At 63.4% G+C, this 15580-nt stretch carries 8 protein-coding genes and 4 pseudogenes; 6 read left to right on the top strand and 6 right to left on the bottom strand.

Annotated features, from left to right (window positions below):
• Positions 1–18: 18 nt before the first annotated feature.
• The 3 genes and pseudogenes from G6N41_RS14080 to G6N41_RS14070 all read left to right on the top strand — a co-directional run bounded on the left by G6N41_RS14080 (position 19) and on the right by G6N41_RS14070 (position 2394).
• Positions 19–892: pseudogene (locus tag G6N41_RS14080) on the top strand (IS5 family transposase).
• A 60-nt stretch (positions 893–952) separates the two neighbouring features.
• Positions 953–1718, top strand: a pseudogene (locus G6N41_RS14075) (IS5 family transposase).
• The gene (locus G6N41_RS14070; protein WP_198913126.1) at positions 1672–2394 is read left to right on the top strand and encodes an acyltransferase domain-containing protein; all 723 of its coding nucleotides are present in this window, start codon (positions 1672–1674) and stop codon (positions 2392–2394) included. Before G6N41_RS14075 ends, G6N41_RS14070 begins: the two are co-directional and overlap by 47 nt.
• Here the strand turns inward: G6N41_RS14070 and G6N41_RS14065 are convergent.
• Positions 2391–3262: pseudogene (locus G6N41_RS14065) on the bottom strand (IS5 family transposase). The gene G6N41_RS14070 and the pseudogene G6N41_RS14065 sit on opposite strands and share 4 nt — an antisense overlap.
• On the opposite strand from G6N41_RS14065, the gene G6N41_RS14060 reads away from it, so the two are divergent.
• From G6N41_RS14060 to G6N41_RS14050, 3 genes and pseudogenes are all read left to right on the top strand, one after another.
• Positions 3219–4118, top strand: coding sequence for an acyltransferase domain-containing protein (locus G6N41_RS14060; RefSeq protein WP_321573811.1), 900 nt, complete (start codon positions 3219–3221; stop codon positions 4116–4118). The pseudogene G6N41_RS14065 and the gene G6N41_RS14060 sit on opposite strands and share 44 nt — an antisense overlap.
• A 44-nt stretch (positions 4119–4162) precedes the next feature.
• A pseudogene (locus G6N41_RS14055) lies at positions 4163–5278 on the top strand (IS3 family transposase).
• Positions 5279–5408: 130 nt separating this feature from the next.
• On the top strand, positions 5409–7814 hold the full coding sequence (locus G6N41_RS14050) for a type I polyketide synthase (protein ID WP_336282407.1): 2406 nt from the start codon (positions 5409–5411) through the stop codon (positions 7812–7814).
• 591 nt (positions 7815–8405) lie between these two features.
• Here the strand turns inward: G6N41_RS14050 and mobA are convergent.
• The 5 genes from mobA to clpX form a co-directional block, all read right to left on the bottom strand.
• Positions 8406–9011, bottom strand: a complete 606-nt coding sequence (gene mobA / locus G6N41_RS14045; RefSeq protein WP_198913123.1) for a molybdenum cofactor guanylyltransferase — start codon at positions 9009–9011, stop codon at positions 8406–8408.
• 1 nt (position 9012) lies between these two features.
• Positions 9013–10104 (bottom strand): 2-oxoacid:ferredoxin oxidoreductase subunit beta, encoded by a 1092-nt coding sequence (locus G6N41_RS14040; RefSeq protein ID WP_020730238.1) that lies wholly within the window; start codon positions 10102–10104, stop codon positions 9013–9015.
• Between the two features lie 48 nt (positions 10105–10152).
• Entirely contained in the window at positions 10153–12114 is a 1962-nt protein-coding gene (locus tag G6N41_RS14035; RefSeq protein WP_198913122.1) for a 2-oxoacid:acceptor oxidoreductase subunit alpha, read from the bottom strand.
• A gap of 218 nt (positions 12115–12332) precedes the next feature.
• A complete protein-coding gene (locus tag G6N41_RS14030) occupies positions 12333–13688 on the bottom strand; it encodes an MFS transporter (RefSeq protein ID WP_231608464.1) in 1356 nt (451 codons plus the stop codon).
• Between the two features lie 78 nt (positions 13689–13766).
• A complete protein-coding gene (gene clpX, locus G6N41_RS14025) occupies positions 13767–15047 on the bottom strand; it encodes an ATP-dependent Clp protease ATP-binding subunit ClpX (RefSeq protein ID WP_036456241.1) in 1281 nt (426 codons plus the stop codon).
• Between the last annotated feature and the right edge of the window lie 533 nt (positions 15048–15580).

Genomic DNA, 15580 nt, shown 5'->3' with positions numbered 1-15580 from the left:
TTGGCTGATGCTGTTTGGGTGATGCGGACGCATGCGATTTCTGATGATTTGTGGTCGCTGATCGTGGCGGTGTTGCCTGCGGGGCGGCGGCGTGGCCGGCCGTGGAACGATCATCGACGTACTCTGGAGGGCATTATCTGGCGTTACCGTACGGGATCTCCGTGGCGTGACCTGCCCGAGCACTTCGGTCCCTGGCAATCGGTGGCCGAGAGGCATCTACGCTGGTCGGTCGATGGCATCTACGCGCGGATCTTCGCGGCGATCGCCTCTGACCTCGACGCCGAGGACGCCGACCTGGGCGCACTGTTGTCGGTCGATTCGACCAGTGTGCGCGCCCACCAACACGCAGCCGGAGCGCGCCCCGGGCGCCGCACAGGGGGATCTGTCGAATTACAAGAAATATCTCGATGAGCCCGATGACCACGCCATTGGGCGTTCCCGCGGCGGGCTGACTACCAAGATCCACGCCTTGACCGACCAGCTGTGCAGTCCGGTCACCCTGGCACTGTCGGCCGGTCAAGCCGGTGATAATCCGATGCTTTGGCCACTGCTGGCCGCCCGGTGCAGCAACTCATACGCCCCGTTTCACCTGCTGGCGGACAAGGCGTACTCCCATGACTCGACGCGGGCACAGCTGCGCCGGCTCAAGATCGCCCATACCATCCCCGAGCGCAGCGACCAGATCACCCGCCGCAAAGCCAAAGGCCGCAACAGAGGACGGCCTCCGGGGTTCTCAGGCCGAATCTACAAGCACCGCAACACCGTCGAGCGAAGCTTCAACCGGCTCAAACACTGGCGCGCGGTCGCCACCCGCTACGACAAATACGCCCTGACCTACCTCGGCGGTGTCACCCTGGCCGCCATCATCACCTACCACCGCGTCCGCAATTAGCAGACAGGACCTAGGGCGTGTCTGCTTAATGTGAATGGTGTTTTGGCTGATGCTGTTTGGGTGATGCGGACGCATGCGATTTCTGATGATTTGTGGTCGCTGATCGTGGCGGTGTTGCCTGCGGGGCGGCGGCGTGGCCGGCCGTGGAACGATCATCGACGTACTCTGGAGGGCATTATCTGGCGTTACCGTACGGGATCTCCGTGGCGTGACCTGCCCGAGCACTTCGGTCCCTGGCAATCGGTGGCCGAGAGGCATCTACGCTGGTCGGTCGATGGCATCTACGCGCGGATCTTCGCGGCGATCGCCTCTGACCTCGACGCCGAGGACGCCGACCTGGGCGCACTGTTGTCGGTCGATTCGACCAGTGTGCGCGCCCACCAACACGCAGCCGGAGCGCGCCCCGGGCGCCGCACAGGGGGATCTGTCGAATTACAAGAAATATCTCGATGAGCCCGATGACCACGCCATTGGGCGTTCCCGCGGCGGGCTGACTACCAAGATCCACGCCTTGACCGACCAGCTGTGCAGTCCGGTCACCCTGGCACTGTCGGCCGGTCAAGCCGGTGATAATCCGATGCTTTGGCCATTGCTGGCCGCCCGGCGCAGCGACCAGATCACCCGCCGCAAAGCCAAAGGCCGCAACGGAGGACGGCCTCCGGGGTTCTCAGGCCGAATCTACAAGCACCGCAACACCGTCGAGCGAAGCTTCAACCGGCTCAAACACTGGCGCGCGGTCGCCACCCGCTACGACAAATACGCCCTGACCTACCTCGGCGGTGTCACCCTGGCCGCCATCATCACCTACCACCGCGTCCGCAATTAGCAGACAGGACCTAGGCCAGGCCGGTAAAACAGTGTTCGTTTTCCCCGGCCAGGGCAGCCAATACGCCGGCATGGGCGCACAGCTTTATCGTCAACACCCCGTTTTCACTACCGCTATCGATGCGTGCGACGCCGAGTTACGCCCCTATACGGGATGGTCTGTGCGCGATGTGATCTGCCTGGACCCCGACGCGCCCTCGCTTGAACTGGTAGAAGTGATCCAGCCAGTCTTGTTCGCGGTGATGATCGCGCTAGCCGAAACATTACGCGGCTACGGGATTGTGCCTGATGCAGTGATCGGGCATTCCCAAGGGGAAATCGCCGCCGCGTACATCGCTGGGGCGTTGTCCCTCGCCGAGGCCGCCAAAGTGGTGGCCCTACGCAGTGCGGCACTTGCGCAGCTGGCCGGCACCGGAACGATGGCTTCGGTCCTGCTCAGCCCCGAAGACCTACGCCCACTGCTGCAGCCATGGAACACCCAGATCAGCATCGCGGCGATCAACGGCCCGGCGCACACCATCATCAGCGGCGATACCGCCGCGGTCGACCAATTTATCGGTACCTGCGAGGACGGCGGCGTCCAGATACGACCCATAGCGGTGGACTACGCCTCGCACTCCGCTCACGTAGAGCGCCTGCGTGAACACCTGCTCCACGAATTAGGTCCTGTCTGCTAATTGCGGACGCGGTGGTAGGTGATGATGGCGGCCAGGGTGACACCGCCGAGGTAGGTCAGGGCGTATTTGTCGTAGCGGGTGGCGACCGCGCGCCAGTGTTTGAGCCGGTTGAAGCTTCGCTCGACGGTGTTGCGGTGCTTGTAGATTCGGCCTGAGAACCCCGGAGGCCGTCCTCTGTTGCGGCCTTTGGCTTTGCGGCGGGTGATCTGGTCGCTGCGCTCGGGGATGGTATGGGCGATCTTGAGCCGGCGCAGCTGTGCCCGCGTCGAGTCATGGGAGTACGCCTTGTCCGCCAGCAGGTGAAACGGGGCGTATGAGTTGCTGCACCGGGCGGCCAGCAGTGGCCAAAGCATCGGATTATCACCGGCTTGACCGGCCGACAGTGCCAGGGTGACCGGACTGCACAGCTGGTCGGTCAAGGCGTGGATCTTGGTAGTCAGCCCGCCGCGGGAACGCCCAATGGCGTGGTCATCGGGCTCATCGAGATATTTCTTGTAATTCGACAGATCCCCCTGTGCGGCGCCCGGGGCGCTCCGGCTGCGTGTTGGTGGGCGCGCACACTGGTCGAATCGACCGACAACAGTGCGCCCAGGTCGGCGTCCTCGGCGTCGAGGTCAGAGGCGATCGCCGCGAAGATCCGCGCGTAGATGCCATCGACCGACCAGCGTAGATGCCTCTCGGCCACCGATTGCCAGGGACCGAAGTGCTCGGGCAGGTCACACCACGGAGATCCCGTACGGTAACGCCAGATAATGCCCTCCAGAGTACGTCGATGATCGTTCCACGGCCGGCCACGCCGCCGCCCCGCAGGCAACACCGCCACGATCAGCGACCACAAATCATCAGAAATCGCATGCGTCCGCATCACCCAAACAGCATCAGCCAAAACACCATTCACATTAAGCAGACACGCCCTAGCTGACCTCAACCCCCAACCAGCACGCATCCCGCTGTACTCCACCGTCGCCAGCGAGCTATCCGAACACCCGCTAGACACCACCGCCATGGACGCCGACTACTGGTATCGCAACCTACGCGAACCAGTCGAGTTCTATAGCTGTGTAGCGCAACTGCTGGCCCACAGCGAGCGCGTGTTTGTGGAACTGTCCCCGCACCCGGTACTGGCATCAGCACTCACCGACGCATTAGCCGACACTGGCCAGCTCACTCAATCAGCGGTAGTGACAACGTTGCGTCGGGACCGTCCCGACATGGATATGGTGGCCAACGCAATCGCGAACTTGCACGTCCACGGCCACAGCCCGTCATGGCAAAAGATCTACCCCGGCGCTACCACGGTGGAATTACCCACCTACCCATTCCAGCGCCGCCGCTACTGGCTAGACCCCGCCCCCCGCGCAGATGTTGGCGCCGCCGGACTCGATCAACCTGAGCATCCCCTGCTGGGAGCGGTCACCGAACTAGCAGATCAAGACCAAATTGTGCTCAGCGGACGACTGTCCACCAGCGCGCACCGCTGGCTAACGGGCCACCAACTCGGCGATACGGGGGTACTGCCCGTGACCGCACTCATTGACATGGCCCTCTACGCCGGCGAACACACCGGCTGCCCCACCATCGACGAACTCGTCCTACAAACCCCACTCACCCTCACCCCCGACGCCGCCACCGATCTACAAATCAGCGTGACCGCCCCCGACGAACAAAACCGGCGAACATTTAGCGTCTGGCCTGACCCCGATCGGTTGATCCACGGCTTGTGAGAGTCTTGTGGCCCACGTTGTGGGCAGGAAGGCTCGACAAGATCATGGCGACGAGGAAACGGCACAGTCCGGAGCAGATTGTGCGCAAGCTGATGACCGCGGACGGGCTGTTGGCCGAGTGCAAGGACACCGCGGCGGTCTGCCGCGAGCTGGGGGTCTCTGAGGCTACCTACCACCGGTGGCGCAACCAGTTCGGCGGCCTGAAGGCCGAGGACGCTAAACGGCTCAAGGACCTCGAACGCGAGAACGCCGCACTCAAAAGGTTGTTGGCCGATGCCGAGTTGGAGAAGGACGCGCTGTGGGAGATCGCCCGGGGAAACTTTTAGGCCCGGAGCGCCGGCGGGCGGCCGTTCGTCATCTCCAGCGCGTGCTGGGGTCAGCGAGCGGTTTGCCTGCCGCGTCACCGGGCAGCACCGCGCCACCCAACGCCACGAACCGGTTGCGGGCACGCCGGCCGATCCTGACGCCGCTCTGAGGGAGTGGCTACGCGACTACGCCAACAAGCATCCTCGTCGCGGGTTCCGACCGGCCTACCACGATGCCCGCGGCGAAGGCTGGGAAGTGAACCATAAGAAGGTGCAACGGCTTTGGCGTGAGGAAGGACTGCGGGTCCCGCAGCGTCGCAAGTGCAAACGGCACGGCACCTCCACCGCCCCGCCAGAGGTAGTCGCCGATGCACCCGATCGGGTGTGGGCGGTGGACTTCCAGTTCGACGTGACCACCGATGGGCGGCCGATCAAGATCGTGTCGATCATCGACGAGCACACCCGCCAATGCCTCGGCGGTATGGTCGAGCGCAGCATCACCGGTGATCACCTCACCGAGGAGTTGGGCCGCATAGCCGCCGGGCGCGGGGCCTTACCCGCGGTGCTGCGGTGTGACAACGGACCCCGGTGGCTTGCAGCGCAATGGCAGACTGGGCCGAGGGCCAGGTCGGACTCCACTTCATCCCGCCCGGCGAGCCATGGCGCAACGGCTATGTTGAGTCGTTCAACTCCCGCATCCGCGACGAGTGCCTCAACATCAATAGCTTCTGGTCGCTGGCCCAGGCCCGTGTCGTCATCGGCGACTGGAAGCACGAGTACAACCATCATCGGCGGCATTCATCGCTGGGCTACCTACCGCCTGCCCGCTATGCTGCCGCCTGTACCCACCGATGAATGACTCTCGTTCGCCGCGGACCAGTTCACGGGGTCAGGCCACGTCCACGCCCGCACCAGTGAACACCCACACCAGCACAGCGCCTGGGTCTTGCACGCCAGCGGAACACTGAGCAACCACCGGTCCCGCATGCTTTCCCCGACAACACCCTTCACCGCGAGGCCAACCCTCAATGCTGTTGATCAAGAAGGCTTCTACGAGGAGCTCGCTCAACACGGCGTGTGCTACAACGGCGCGTTTCGCGCACTGCACAGTCTCGAAAAAGACCCCACCGATACCAACACCACTTGCGCGGAAGTCGCCCTACCCGCCGACACCGATGTCGACGGCTACGGCATCCACCCCGCCCTACTCGATGCCGCCTTGCAGCCTCTCGCTGCCGCCTTGACCGACACCGATGCCTCTCCCGCGCCAACCCCACGGATGCCCTTCGCGATTACCGGAGTGAACCTCCATGCGACCGGGGCTCGCCGGCTACTCGTCCAACTCACCGCGACTGGCGCCGACACCTTCAGCCTGCATGCCACTGACCCGGCCGGAGCGACGGTGATCACCATCAACGCGCTCACCCTACGTGCGCTACCCGATACTGGCAGCCTGCAACCCACCGGGATCTCACGCCGAGGGTTGCTCCAGCTGACCTGGCCTGTACTACCCCCCGACACACTCTCGACCGCGCCAGTATTGCCACCGTTAGCGCTCGTCAGCTCTTACCCCGACGACCTTGCCTCCACGTTGGGCCAATCGACTCAATGCGCCGTCTACACCGATCTAGCAGCAGTACAGCCCTGCCCACCAGTGGTGCTCTGGGACCTCACCACCTCCCAACCAACCCAGGGCGACCTCCTGCACCGGGTGCATACCCTGACCCAACACACCCTGGCCGGGCTACAAAACTGGCTGAACCGGCCCGACACCACCGACACCCATCTCGTCGTCCTGACCCGCCACGCCATCACCACCAGCCCCGATGACCTGGCCCCCGACCCCGCCCAAGCCGCAACCGCCGCCCTAATCCACACTACCCAAAACGAACACCCTAACCGCATCACCCTCATCGACATCGACAACACCCCCACCACCGCCCAGACGCTAACCAACGTCTTGGCCACCCTGACCAACCCCACCTCAGCCCCCACCGAACCCCAACTCGCCCTACGCCACGGCACCCCCCTCACCCCCCGACTCACCCCCACCACAGCCGAGACCACCACCACCTCACCCCCCGTGGAATTCGACCCCGCGGGCACGGTGCTCATTACCGGCGGCACCGGCATGTTGGGCGCCGTATTTGCCGAACACATGATTGCCCGATACGGGGCACGGCATCTGCTGCTGGTCTCTCGCAGCGGCCCAGACGCACCAGGAGCCGACAACCTTTACCAACGACTCACCCAACTCGGCGCCCAAATCACCATTACCGCGTGTGACACCAGCGACCCCACCCAACTCGCCACACTGTTGGCCAATATCCCCAGCGAACAACCGCTACGGGCGGTCATCCACACCGCCGCCGTCCTGCATGACGCTGTACTCACCGAACTAAGCCCCAACCAACTCGACACGGTATTAACCGCCAAAGCCGACACCGCCTGGCATCTCCATCAGCTCACCGCCCACATCGATCTCGACGCATTCGTCATGTTCTCCGCGGCCGCAGCGGTACTCGGCGCACCGGGGCTAGCGAATTACGCGGCGGCGAACGCCTTCCTCGACGCACTAGCCCACCACCGTCACCACCATGGCTTGCCCGCCACCAGCCTGGCCTGGGGCTACTGGCAAACACCCGGGATAGCAGCACACCTCGACACGGTGAATCAGGCCCGCTTCACCCGCAACCTGATCCCCATCACCACCGAACACGGCCTCGCCCTATTCGACGCTGCTCTCGTCTCCCGACAACCTCACTTGGTCCCAGCCCCCCTCAACACCCGAACCCTGGCCCGCCACGCCCGCCAAGGTGTCCTACCCGCAATTCTGTCGGCACTTACCAACATGCGCCGACACGCCACAATCGGCAGCGCGGAGACGTTGACCGCGCAACTCGCCACTCAAACCCCGGAACAACAGTTGGCCACACTGACCAGGTTGGTCACTACCGCAACCGCCGCGGTGTTGGCTCACCCCGACCCGGCCACACTCGAGCCCGACCTCCCCTTCAAAGATCTCGGAATTGACTCACTAACTGCCCTAGAACTAAGCAACACCTTGACCCGAGACACCGGCGCATCCCTACCCGCCACCTTGGTTTTCGATCACCCCACCCCTAGCGCTATCGCCCAATACCTGAACATTCAACTATCGGGAAACAGCACCATTAGCCGGGCCCAGGATCCAGAAGAGATCGAAATGCAGAACCTCATCGCAAAAATCCCAACACAACAACTCATAAGATCCGGGATTCTCAACGCTCTCCGTGAAATTGCGGATAGTGAGCATTCCTCACACACCAACGAAAGACACGACAACGTGGCGACGATGAACCTTGATCAACTACTCACCGCTCTAGGCGACCAAAAGGGAATACAAATATGACCACTGAACTTAACAGGGTGAGGTGAGCCCGTTGTAGTGGACCAGTCGTTGTGGGGCTTTGTTGCCCGGGTTTTCGGGCAGGAAGAATCAACGATGACCGGACCACAACAACAGGCTCACCACCATGTTGATTGGCGGTGGAGCAGGATGGCGATTCACTTGTTTGCTGATCCAAATCGTATGATCGGGATCTTCGCAGTTCAGAGTGCATCGACGGGTGAATGCAGAGCGCTGCTGCGCGTAGCGGCGCACACCGATGGTCGGACTTGGCTCGAATTAGCTTCTCCAGGGCGCGTCGCTCGCCACCGTGCTGATCGAAGACTCCGCGGGCCGGTTGAGGTTGGGAGTGCGCGAATGCCGGCTAAACTACATTGTGCGGCAGAATAGTACGGTGCTGCGAGGCACCGAAGGCCGCTCCTACCCCCGCTGCAGCGAGGAAGAAGAAATAGCGGAATGGGTTGCTACAGTTAGCGTCGCCTCGGTTGATTCCATTTTCTTCGAATCAAAACGGTTCCCCGGGCATTTTAGTTTTCGAAAAGCAGTCATAACCACCGGTGCACGCAGGCCACCCAACGACCGATACGGCAAGGGTCAGTGTCCGGGCCGCACCGGTCTGGGCAGGTCCGCGGCAGTGTTGACATTGGCCAGCGGCGCAGAATCCGACATCACGATCCGTTGCGTATCCGAACTGTCGGCCAGAGCGCTCATCTTGCGCTCACCCGCGGCGACGAGCGCGTCGACCCGCTCGGCGAGATCGGTCCGGTATATCGCCGCCAGATAGTGGCTGCGGCCGTCCCACGGCAGCACCACCTCGGCGTCGGTCTCAATAGCGCTGCGCACCAGATCATCGATCAGATCCACCGTCAGCTTGGGCATGTCGACGGCACACACGAAGGCAAACCGAACGCCGGCCTCTGCGGCCGCACGCAGGCCACGTCCGGTCGCCGGCAGCGGTCCCAACCCGCGCAATTCGTCGCGCAGCACGGGAACCTGCAGCGGCGGTAGCGGCTGCCCCTGGGCTGCCATCACAAAGACGGGCTCGCAGCGTTGCCCGACAATGCCGAGCACGTGCTCCACCATTGTCGTGCTGCCACCGGGCAGCACCAGTGTGGCTTTGTCACGTCCCATTCGCCGGGATTCTCCCCCGGCTAGGACGACCCCTGCCAACGACACGGCGTCCGACTCGCGTCCGGCCATCTCAGGAAACGGTCCAGGTGTCGCGGCCACGCAGCAGCGACTGCAGCGCGGCCGAATCCGAAGGCGTCGACTCCTGAGCGGCACTGATCTGGGAGCGAGCCGCGTCGTCGTAGGCCGGTCTGCTGATGCTTCGGAAGATCCCCAACACCGTGTGTTCGAGGTTTTGATCGGACAGCCGCGACAGTGCGAAGGCGTAGGCCGCGTCATCGGCGTGGGCATCATGCACCACGATCTCGTCGACGGCGACGTCGGCGGTCTTGGCCACGTCGAGGCCGAAACCGGATCGCACCACGCAGTATTCCCCGTTGGCGCCGAACACAATTGGTTCGCCGTGGTGGACGTTGATGACCCGCTCTTCGGAACCCTCCTTGCGCAGCGCGTCGAAGGAGCCGTCGTTGAAAATCGGGCAATCCTGCAGGATCTCGACCAACGCAGCGCCACGATGCTCGGTGGCGGCGCGCAGCACTTCAGAAAGCCCCGCACGATCGGAGTCCAGCGCGCGGCCGACGAACGTGGCCTCGGCCCCCAACGCCAATGACACCGGGTTGAACGGGGTGTCCAGCGAACCCATCGGCGTCGACTTGGTCACCTTGCCGACCTCCGACGTCGGCGAGTACTGGCCCTTGGTCAGCCCGTAGATCCGATTGTTGAACAGCAGGATCGTGATGTTGACGTTGCGCCGCAGCGCGTGAATCAGGTGGTTGCCCCCGATCGAAAGGGCATCGCCGTCACCGGTGACCACCCAAACCGAGAGGTCTTCGCGGGCCAGCGCGAGACCGGTCGCGATTGCCGGAGCGCGCCCGTGGATCGAGTGGAAGCCATAGGTCTCGAGGTAGTACGGGAAGCGGCTAGAGCAGCCGATCCCGCTGATGAACACGATGTTCTCGCGACGCAACCCCAGCTCCGGCAGGAAATTGCGGATGGTGTTGAGAATGACGTAGTCGCCACAGCCGGGGCACCAGCGGACCTCTTGGTCGCTGGTGAAGTCTTTGCCCTTTTGTGGCTGGTCGGTGGTGGGCACTCCGGTGTTCTTGGACAAAACAGGCGTTACACCCAGGTTTGTGCCAGCCAGATTGCCGATCACGCTAGTCATGAGCGCCGCTCCTCCTCATCGCCTCGCTCTGCGTCGTCGCGGCACGGGTCATGCGCCTACTCCCGCTTCAACCGTCGCCGCCGACAACTTGGCGACCATCATCTTGTCTTGCTCGAGTTCGGCCAGTCTGCCGGCCAGTGCGGCCCGGATGAAGCGCCCCACCTCGTCGGCCAGGAACGAGACACCCTTGACCTTGGTGACTGACTGCACGTCGACCAAATACTTCCCACGCAGCACCAACGCCAGCTGACCCAGGTTCATTTCCGGAGCCACCACCTGCGGGTAACGTCGCAACACCTCGCCCAGATTCGCCGGGAAGGGGTTGAGGTAGCGCAGATGAGCATGCGCCACTTTGGTCCCGCGCCGCCGCGCCCGCCGGCACGCTTCTCCGATGGGCCCGTAGGAACTGCCCCACCCGATGATCAGCAACTCGGCATCACCGGTCGGATCGTCGACTTCGAGATCGGGAACACTGATCCCCTCGATCTTGGCCTGCCGCAACCGCACCATCAGGTCATGATTGGTCGACTCATACGAGATGGCGCCCGTTCCATTGGCGGCCTCTAGTCCGCCGATGCGGTGTTCCAGCCCGGGAGTGCCGGGCACGGCAAACTGGCGGGCCAAGGTTTCCGGGTCGCGGGCGTAGGGCTGGAAGGGCTCGTCGGGCGTGGCGAAGGTGTGCTTGATCGGCGCCAGATCGGCGACGTTCGGGATGCGCCAGGGTTCCGATCCGTTGGCGATCGCACCGTCGGACAACAGGATCACCGGCGTGTGATACGACACCGCAATCCGCACCGCCTCGAGAGCGGTCTCAAAGCAGTCGGCAGGCGACCGCGGCGCCAGCACCGCCAATGGCGACTCACCGTTGCGGCCGTATAGGGCCTGCAGCAGGTCAGCCTGTTCGGTCTTGGTGGGCAGACCGGTCGACGGCCCTCCCCGCTGCACATCGATGACGATCAGCGGCAGCTCGGTCATCACGCCGAGCCCGAGCGCCTCCGACTTGAGTGAAATGCCGGGTCCCGATGTGCTGGTGACGCTCAACGCGCCCCCATAGGCGGCGCCGAGTGCGGCACAGATGCCACCGATCTCATCTTCGGCCTGGAAGGTGGTCACGTTGAAGTTCTTGTGCTTGGACAACTCGTGCAGGATGTCCGACGCCGGCGTGATGGGATAGCTGCCCAGCACCACGGGGAGGTCGGCCAGCTGCCCGGCCGCGACGATGCCGTAGGCCAGCGCGGTGTTCCCGGAGATCTGCCGGTAGTCGCCGGGCGGAAGCTTCGCCGGGGGTACTTCGTAGGTGGTGCCGAAAGCCTCGGTGGTTTCGCCGAAATTCCAGCCCGCCTTCAGGGCCAACACATTGGCTTCAGCGATCTCGGGCTTGCGGGCGAACTTCTCCCTGATGAACGTCTCGCTGGTCTGTATCGGCCGCCCGTACATCCAGGACACCAGGCCCAACGCGAACATGTTCTTGGCCCGCTGCCCGTCCTTCTTCGACGCGCCGATCGCTTCGACGGCTCCCAGCGTCAGCGTGGTCATCGGGACGGAGTGGACGACGTATTCCTCGAGCTCGTCAGACTCCAGCGGGTTCGTTACGTACCCCACCTTGGTCAGATTGCGCTTGGTGAACTCGTCCGAGTTGGCGATCACCATCCCGCCCAGCGGCAGGTCGCCGATATTGGCCTTCAGCGCGGCCGGATTCATCGCCACCAGCACGTCGGGCCGGTCACCGGCGGTCAGGATGTCGTAGTCGGCAATCTGAATCTGAAAAGACGAAACCCCGGGAAGCGTGCCTGCGGGGGCCCGGATCTCGGCGGGGTAGTTCGGCTGGGTCGCCAAGTCATTGCCGAAAAGCGCGGCCTCCGACGTGAATCGGTCGCCGGTCAGCTGCATGCCGTCGCCGGAGTCCCCGGCGAAACGGATAACCACATTCTCCAGGCGCTGCCGGTCAGGCCCGCCATGGGTCGCCGCGGTATGAGACTCTGGTCCGGCTTCGCTGCCGTTCGGATCCACGTCTCCGCCCTTCCGTCTACCTGGGGACAGGCACTCCGCGCCAAATCTCTAGATTACGCGTCGTCGGAGTGGCTCCCCGCCCTCACGATTTTGTGTCACTGGCAGTACCGATTATGGCACTTACATAAGGAGTGTATGGCAACCTCATGTCACCTCCTTAAGGGGACAATGACGCCGAAATGTCCCGTGTACATGGGACATACATCGCAAACCCGACGTCAGAGGGGGCGATAACGGCGGCCGAAGAAAAGTGTGGTATTGGTCACTTCTTCCGCCCCGGCCGCGCCGAGCGTGGCGCGCGACGCCAGCCCGCCGCGCACAGCCACCGCGGAGATCCACCGCAACTCAACGCCCGGCAAGTCTTGCGAAGCCGTCTCCGGCATCGCAAGCAAGTACAAGATGAAGCCCGCGCCAGCGATCGCACCCAGGGACATGAAGGCCACGTTGTAGCCCGCAGTGACGACCACCCAGCCGGAAGCAAAGTTGGACAACGCCGCGCCGACCCCCACCGCCGTGGTGATGGCGCCAAGGCTGATGTTGAAGTGACCCGTTCCGTGGGTGAGGTCCTGGACGATAAGCGGAAACAACGCTCCGAAGATGCCGGCGCCAATGCCGTCGAGCAACTGGACCCCAACCAGCCAGTACGAGTTGTCCGACAGCGTGTAGAGGAAGCCACGAGCGGTCAAGACGGCGAACGCCACCAGAAAGATCGGCTTTCGTCCCCAGGCATCGGCCCTGCTCCCGGTCACGTACGCCACGGACACCATCACCACCTGGGCCGCCACGATGCACCACGACATCAACGCCGTGCCCTCGTCCCTGTTGTGCAGGGCCAGCACCTGGCCAACCAGCGGCAGCATGGCCGCGTTGGCGAAGTGGAAAGCGACAATGGCCGCCGCGAAGATCATCAATGTGCGGTTGTGCAGCAGCACCCCAAAGCCCGATCGCTGAGCATGCGGTTCCCCGGGCGCGTGATCCATACCGCGGGCCAGGTCATGATCGATCGCATCATGCGGAATGCGCAGGGTTGCCACGACGCTCATCACCGCCATGCTGGCAAGCACCCAGAACACCACCACCGGCCCGAAGAAGAAGGCCAACCCACCGGTGATGGCGGCGGCCGTGGCGTTGCCAGCGTGATTGAAGGACTCGTTGCGCCCGATCCGCCTGGCGAACAGCTGCGGGCCTACGATGCCCAGCGTGATTGCGGCCAGCGCCGGAGCAAAGACCGAGCTGGCGATCCCGGTGAGCACCTGCAGCAACGAGATGGAGCGGAGTTCGGGAAACAGAGGCATCGCCAGCGCACTCGCGGTGACCGCCAAGGCGCCGGTGATGACCAACGCCCGCTTGGCCTTCGTCCGGTCCACGAACGCGCCCATCGGTGTCTGCGCCACGATGGCCGCGATGCCGCCGACGGCCATCACAAACCCGATCGAGGCTTGGTCCCAGTTGTTGGTCACCAACAGGTACACCGACAGGTAGGGACCCAAGCCATCGCGGACGTCAGCGAGCGAGAAGTTCACCAGGTCCAGGGCATGGACCACTCTGCGCGGCAGCGCATCGTAGGCCGCCATCGCATCAGATGAGGCTGCGTCACTCGACTCGGTCGAGGACGCCGGCTTGCGACCGGAAGCGCCCGGCATCAGCGCCGGTTAGGCACTCTTGTCGCGGCGCTCACTACGTGACGGCTTGCGCGGCACGATCGTCGGCAACACGTTGTCTTGCACGGTCTCCTTGGTGACCACCACTTTGGCGACGTCGTCACGGCTCGGGATGTCATACATCACCGGCAGTAAGACTTCTTCCATGATGGCCCGCAGCCCGCGAGCACCGGTGCCGCGGTGAATCGCCTGGTCGGCGATCGCTTCCAGCGCGTCATCGGTGAACTCCAGCTCCACACCGTCCATTTCGAAGAGCCGGGTGTACTGCTTGACCAACGCGTTCTTGGGTTCGGACAAGATCTTGACCAAGGACTCTTTGTCCAGGTTGGTGACGGAGGCAACGACCGGGAGCCGACCGATGAATTCGGGGATCAAACCGAACTTGATCAGATCCTCGGGCATCACATCGGCAAAGTGGTCGGTGGTGTCGATCTCGGCCTTGGAGCGCACTTCGGCGCCGAAGCCCAGACCGCGCTTGCCGACCCGCTCGTAAATGATCTTCTCCAGCCCGGCGAATGCACCCGCGACAATGAAAAGCACGTTCGTGGTGTCGATCTGGATGAATTCCTGGTGCGGATGCTTGCGGCCACCCTGCGGGGGCACCGAAGCTTGGGTGCCCTCGAGAATCTTCAACAGGGCCTGCTGAACACCCTCACCGGAGACGTCGCGCGTGATGGAGGGGTTCTCGCTCTTGCGAGCGATCTTGTCCACCTCGTCGATGTAGATGATGCCGGTCTCGGCACGCTTCACGTCATAGTCGGCGGCCTGAATGAGTTTGAGCAAGATGTTCTCGACGTCTTCACCCACATAACCCGCCTCGGTCAGCGCGGTGGCGTCGGCGATCGCGAACGGCACGTTCAGCATTTTGGCCAGGGTCTGGGCCAGGTAGGTCTTACCGCATCCGGTAGGCCCGAGCATCAAGATGTTGGACTTGGTCAGCTCCACGGGCTCGCACCTGGAATCGCGAGACTTCTCGCCGGCCTGGATCCGCTTGTAGTGGTTGTAGACCGCGACGGCGAGCGTGCGCTTCGCGGTGTCTTGGCCGATGACGTAGCCCTCGAGGAATTCCCGGATCTCGACCGGTTTGGGCAGTTCGTCGAGTTTCACATCGTCGGCGTCAGCGAGTTCCTCTTCGATGATCTCGTTGCACAGATCGATGCACTCATCACAGATGTACACACCGGGGCCAGCTATGAGCTTCTTGACCTGTTTCTGACTCTTTCCGCAGAACGAGCACTTCAGCAGGTCGCCGCCGTCTCCTATGCGCGCCATTTTGGGTGAGGGCCTACTTCCTGTTCGCCGTTCGTCTTGCCGTGCCGCGTGTATCCCCCGACGCTACCCGCTTGCTCCAGCCCACCGCGACCGTTAACACCGAATAGCGTCCTTGGTATTCGCTGGGTTATTCGTGCCTTTCGTCTGAATGCAACATATAGCCCAACAGCTCCCACCACTCGCCGAGACGCGCTGTACGTTTCTCTGGCGTGTCGTGGTCGTTACGCCACCGAGGCCCGTCAGCTGGCGAAACTCATGGCTACCAAGCCCCCAAGGCGACCACCCTACAGCGACGTTGCGCGGTTGGCTGATGTTTTCCGCACTGATCGAGGTCGGCGGCGCGCTGTCGGCCTCGCCCAGTCTCGCAGCGTCCACAGGTGACCCCTTCCCCCCTCCTCGCCGGGCCGGCGTTGGAAAAGCTGCGTAAAACGCCGTTGCCACTACGTCAGTTTCCCTAGTGTTGACCATTGTGAGAGCGATGCTCGGCAACGCATGGTTTAGCGGCGCCGGCCGCCGACCGGCCTCGTGGTCCG

Origin of the sequence: Mycobacterium shottsii, assembly GCF_010728525.1 — a bacterium.
Lineage (GTDB): Bacteria > Actinomycetota > Actinomycetes > Mycobacteriales > Mycobacteriaceae > Mycobacterium > Mycobacterium marinum.
The sequence above is the reverse complement of the archived record's forward strand: the minus strand, read 5'-3'. Positions and strand labels throughout refer to the sequence as shown.

What these genes read in the sequence shown, in the direction of transcription:
- G6N41_RS14050 (WP_336282407.1), top strand. Translation starts at nt 5,409, where the DNA reads ATGCTTTCCCCGACAACACCCTTCACCGCGAGGCCAACCCTCAATGCT.
- mobA (WP_198913123.1), bottom strand. Translation starts at nt 9,011, where the DNA reads ATGGCCGGACGCGAGTCGGACGCCGTGTCGTTGGCAGGGGTCGTCCTA.
- G6N41_RS14040 (WP_020730238.1), bottom strand. Translation starts at nt 10,104, where the DNA reads ATGACTAGCGTGATCGGCAATCTGGCTGGCACAAACCTGGGTGTAACG.
- G6N41_RS14030 (WP_231608464.1), bottom strand. Translation starts at nt 13,688, where the DNA reads ATGGCGGCCTACGATGCGCTGCCGCGCAGAGTGGTCCATGCCCTGGAC.
- clpX (WP_036456241.1), bottom strand. Translation starts at nt 15,047, where the DNA reads ATGGCGCGCATAGGAGACGGCGGCGACCTGCTGAAGTGCTCGTTCTGC.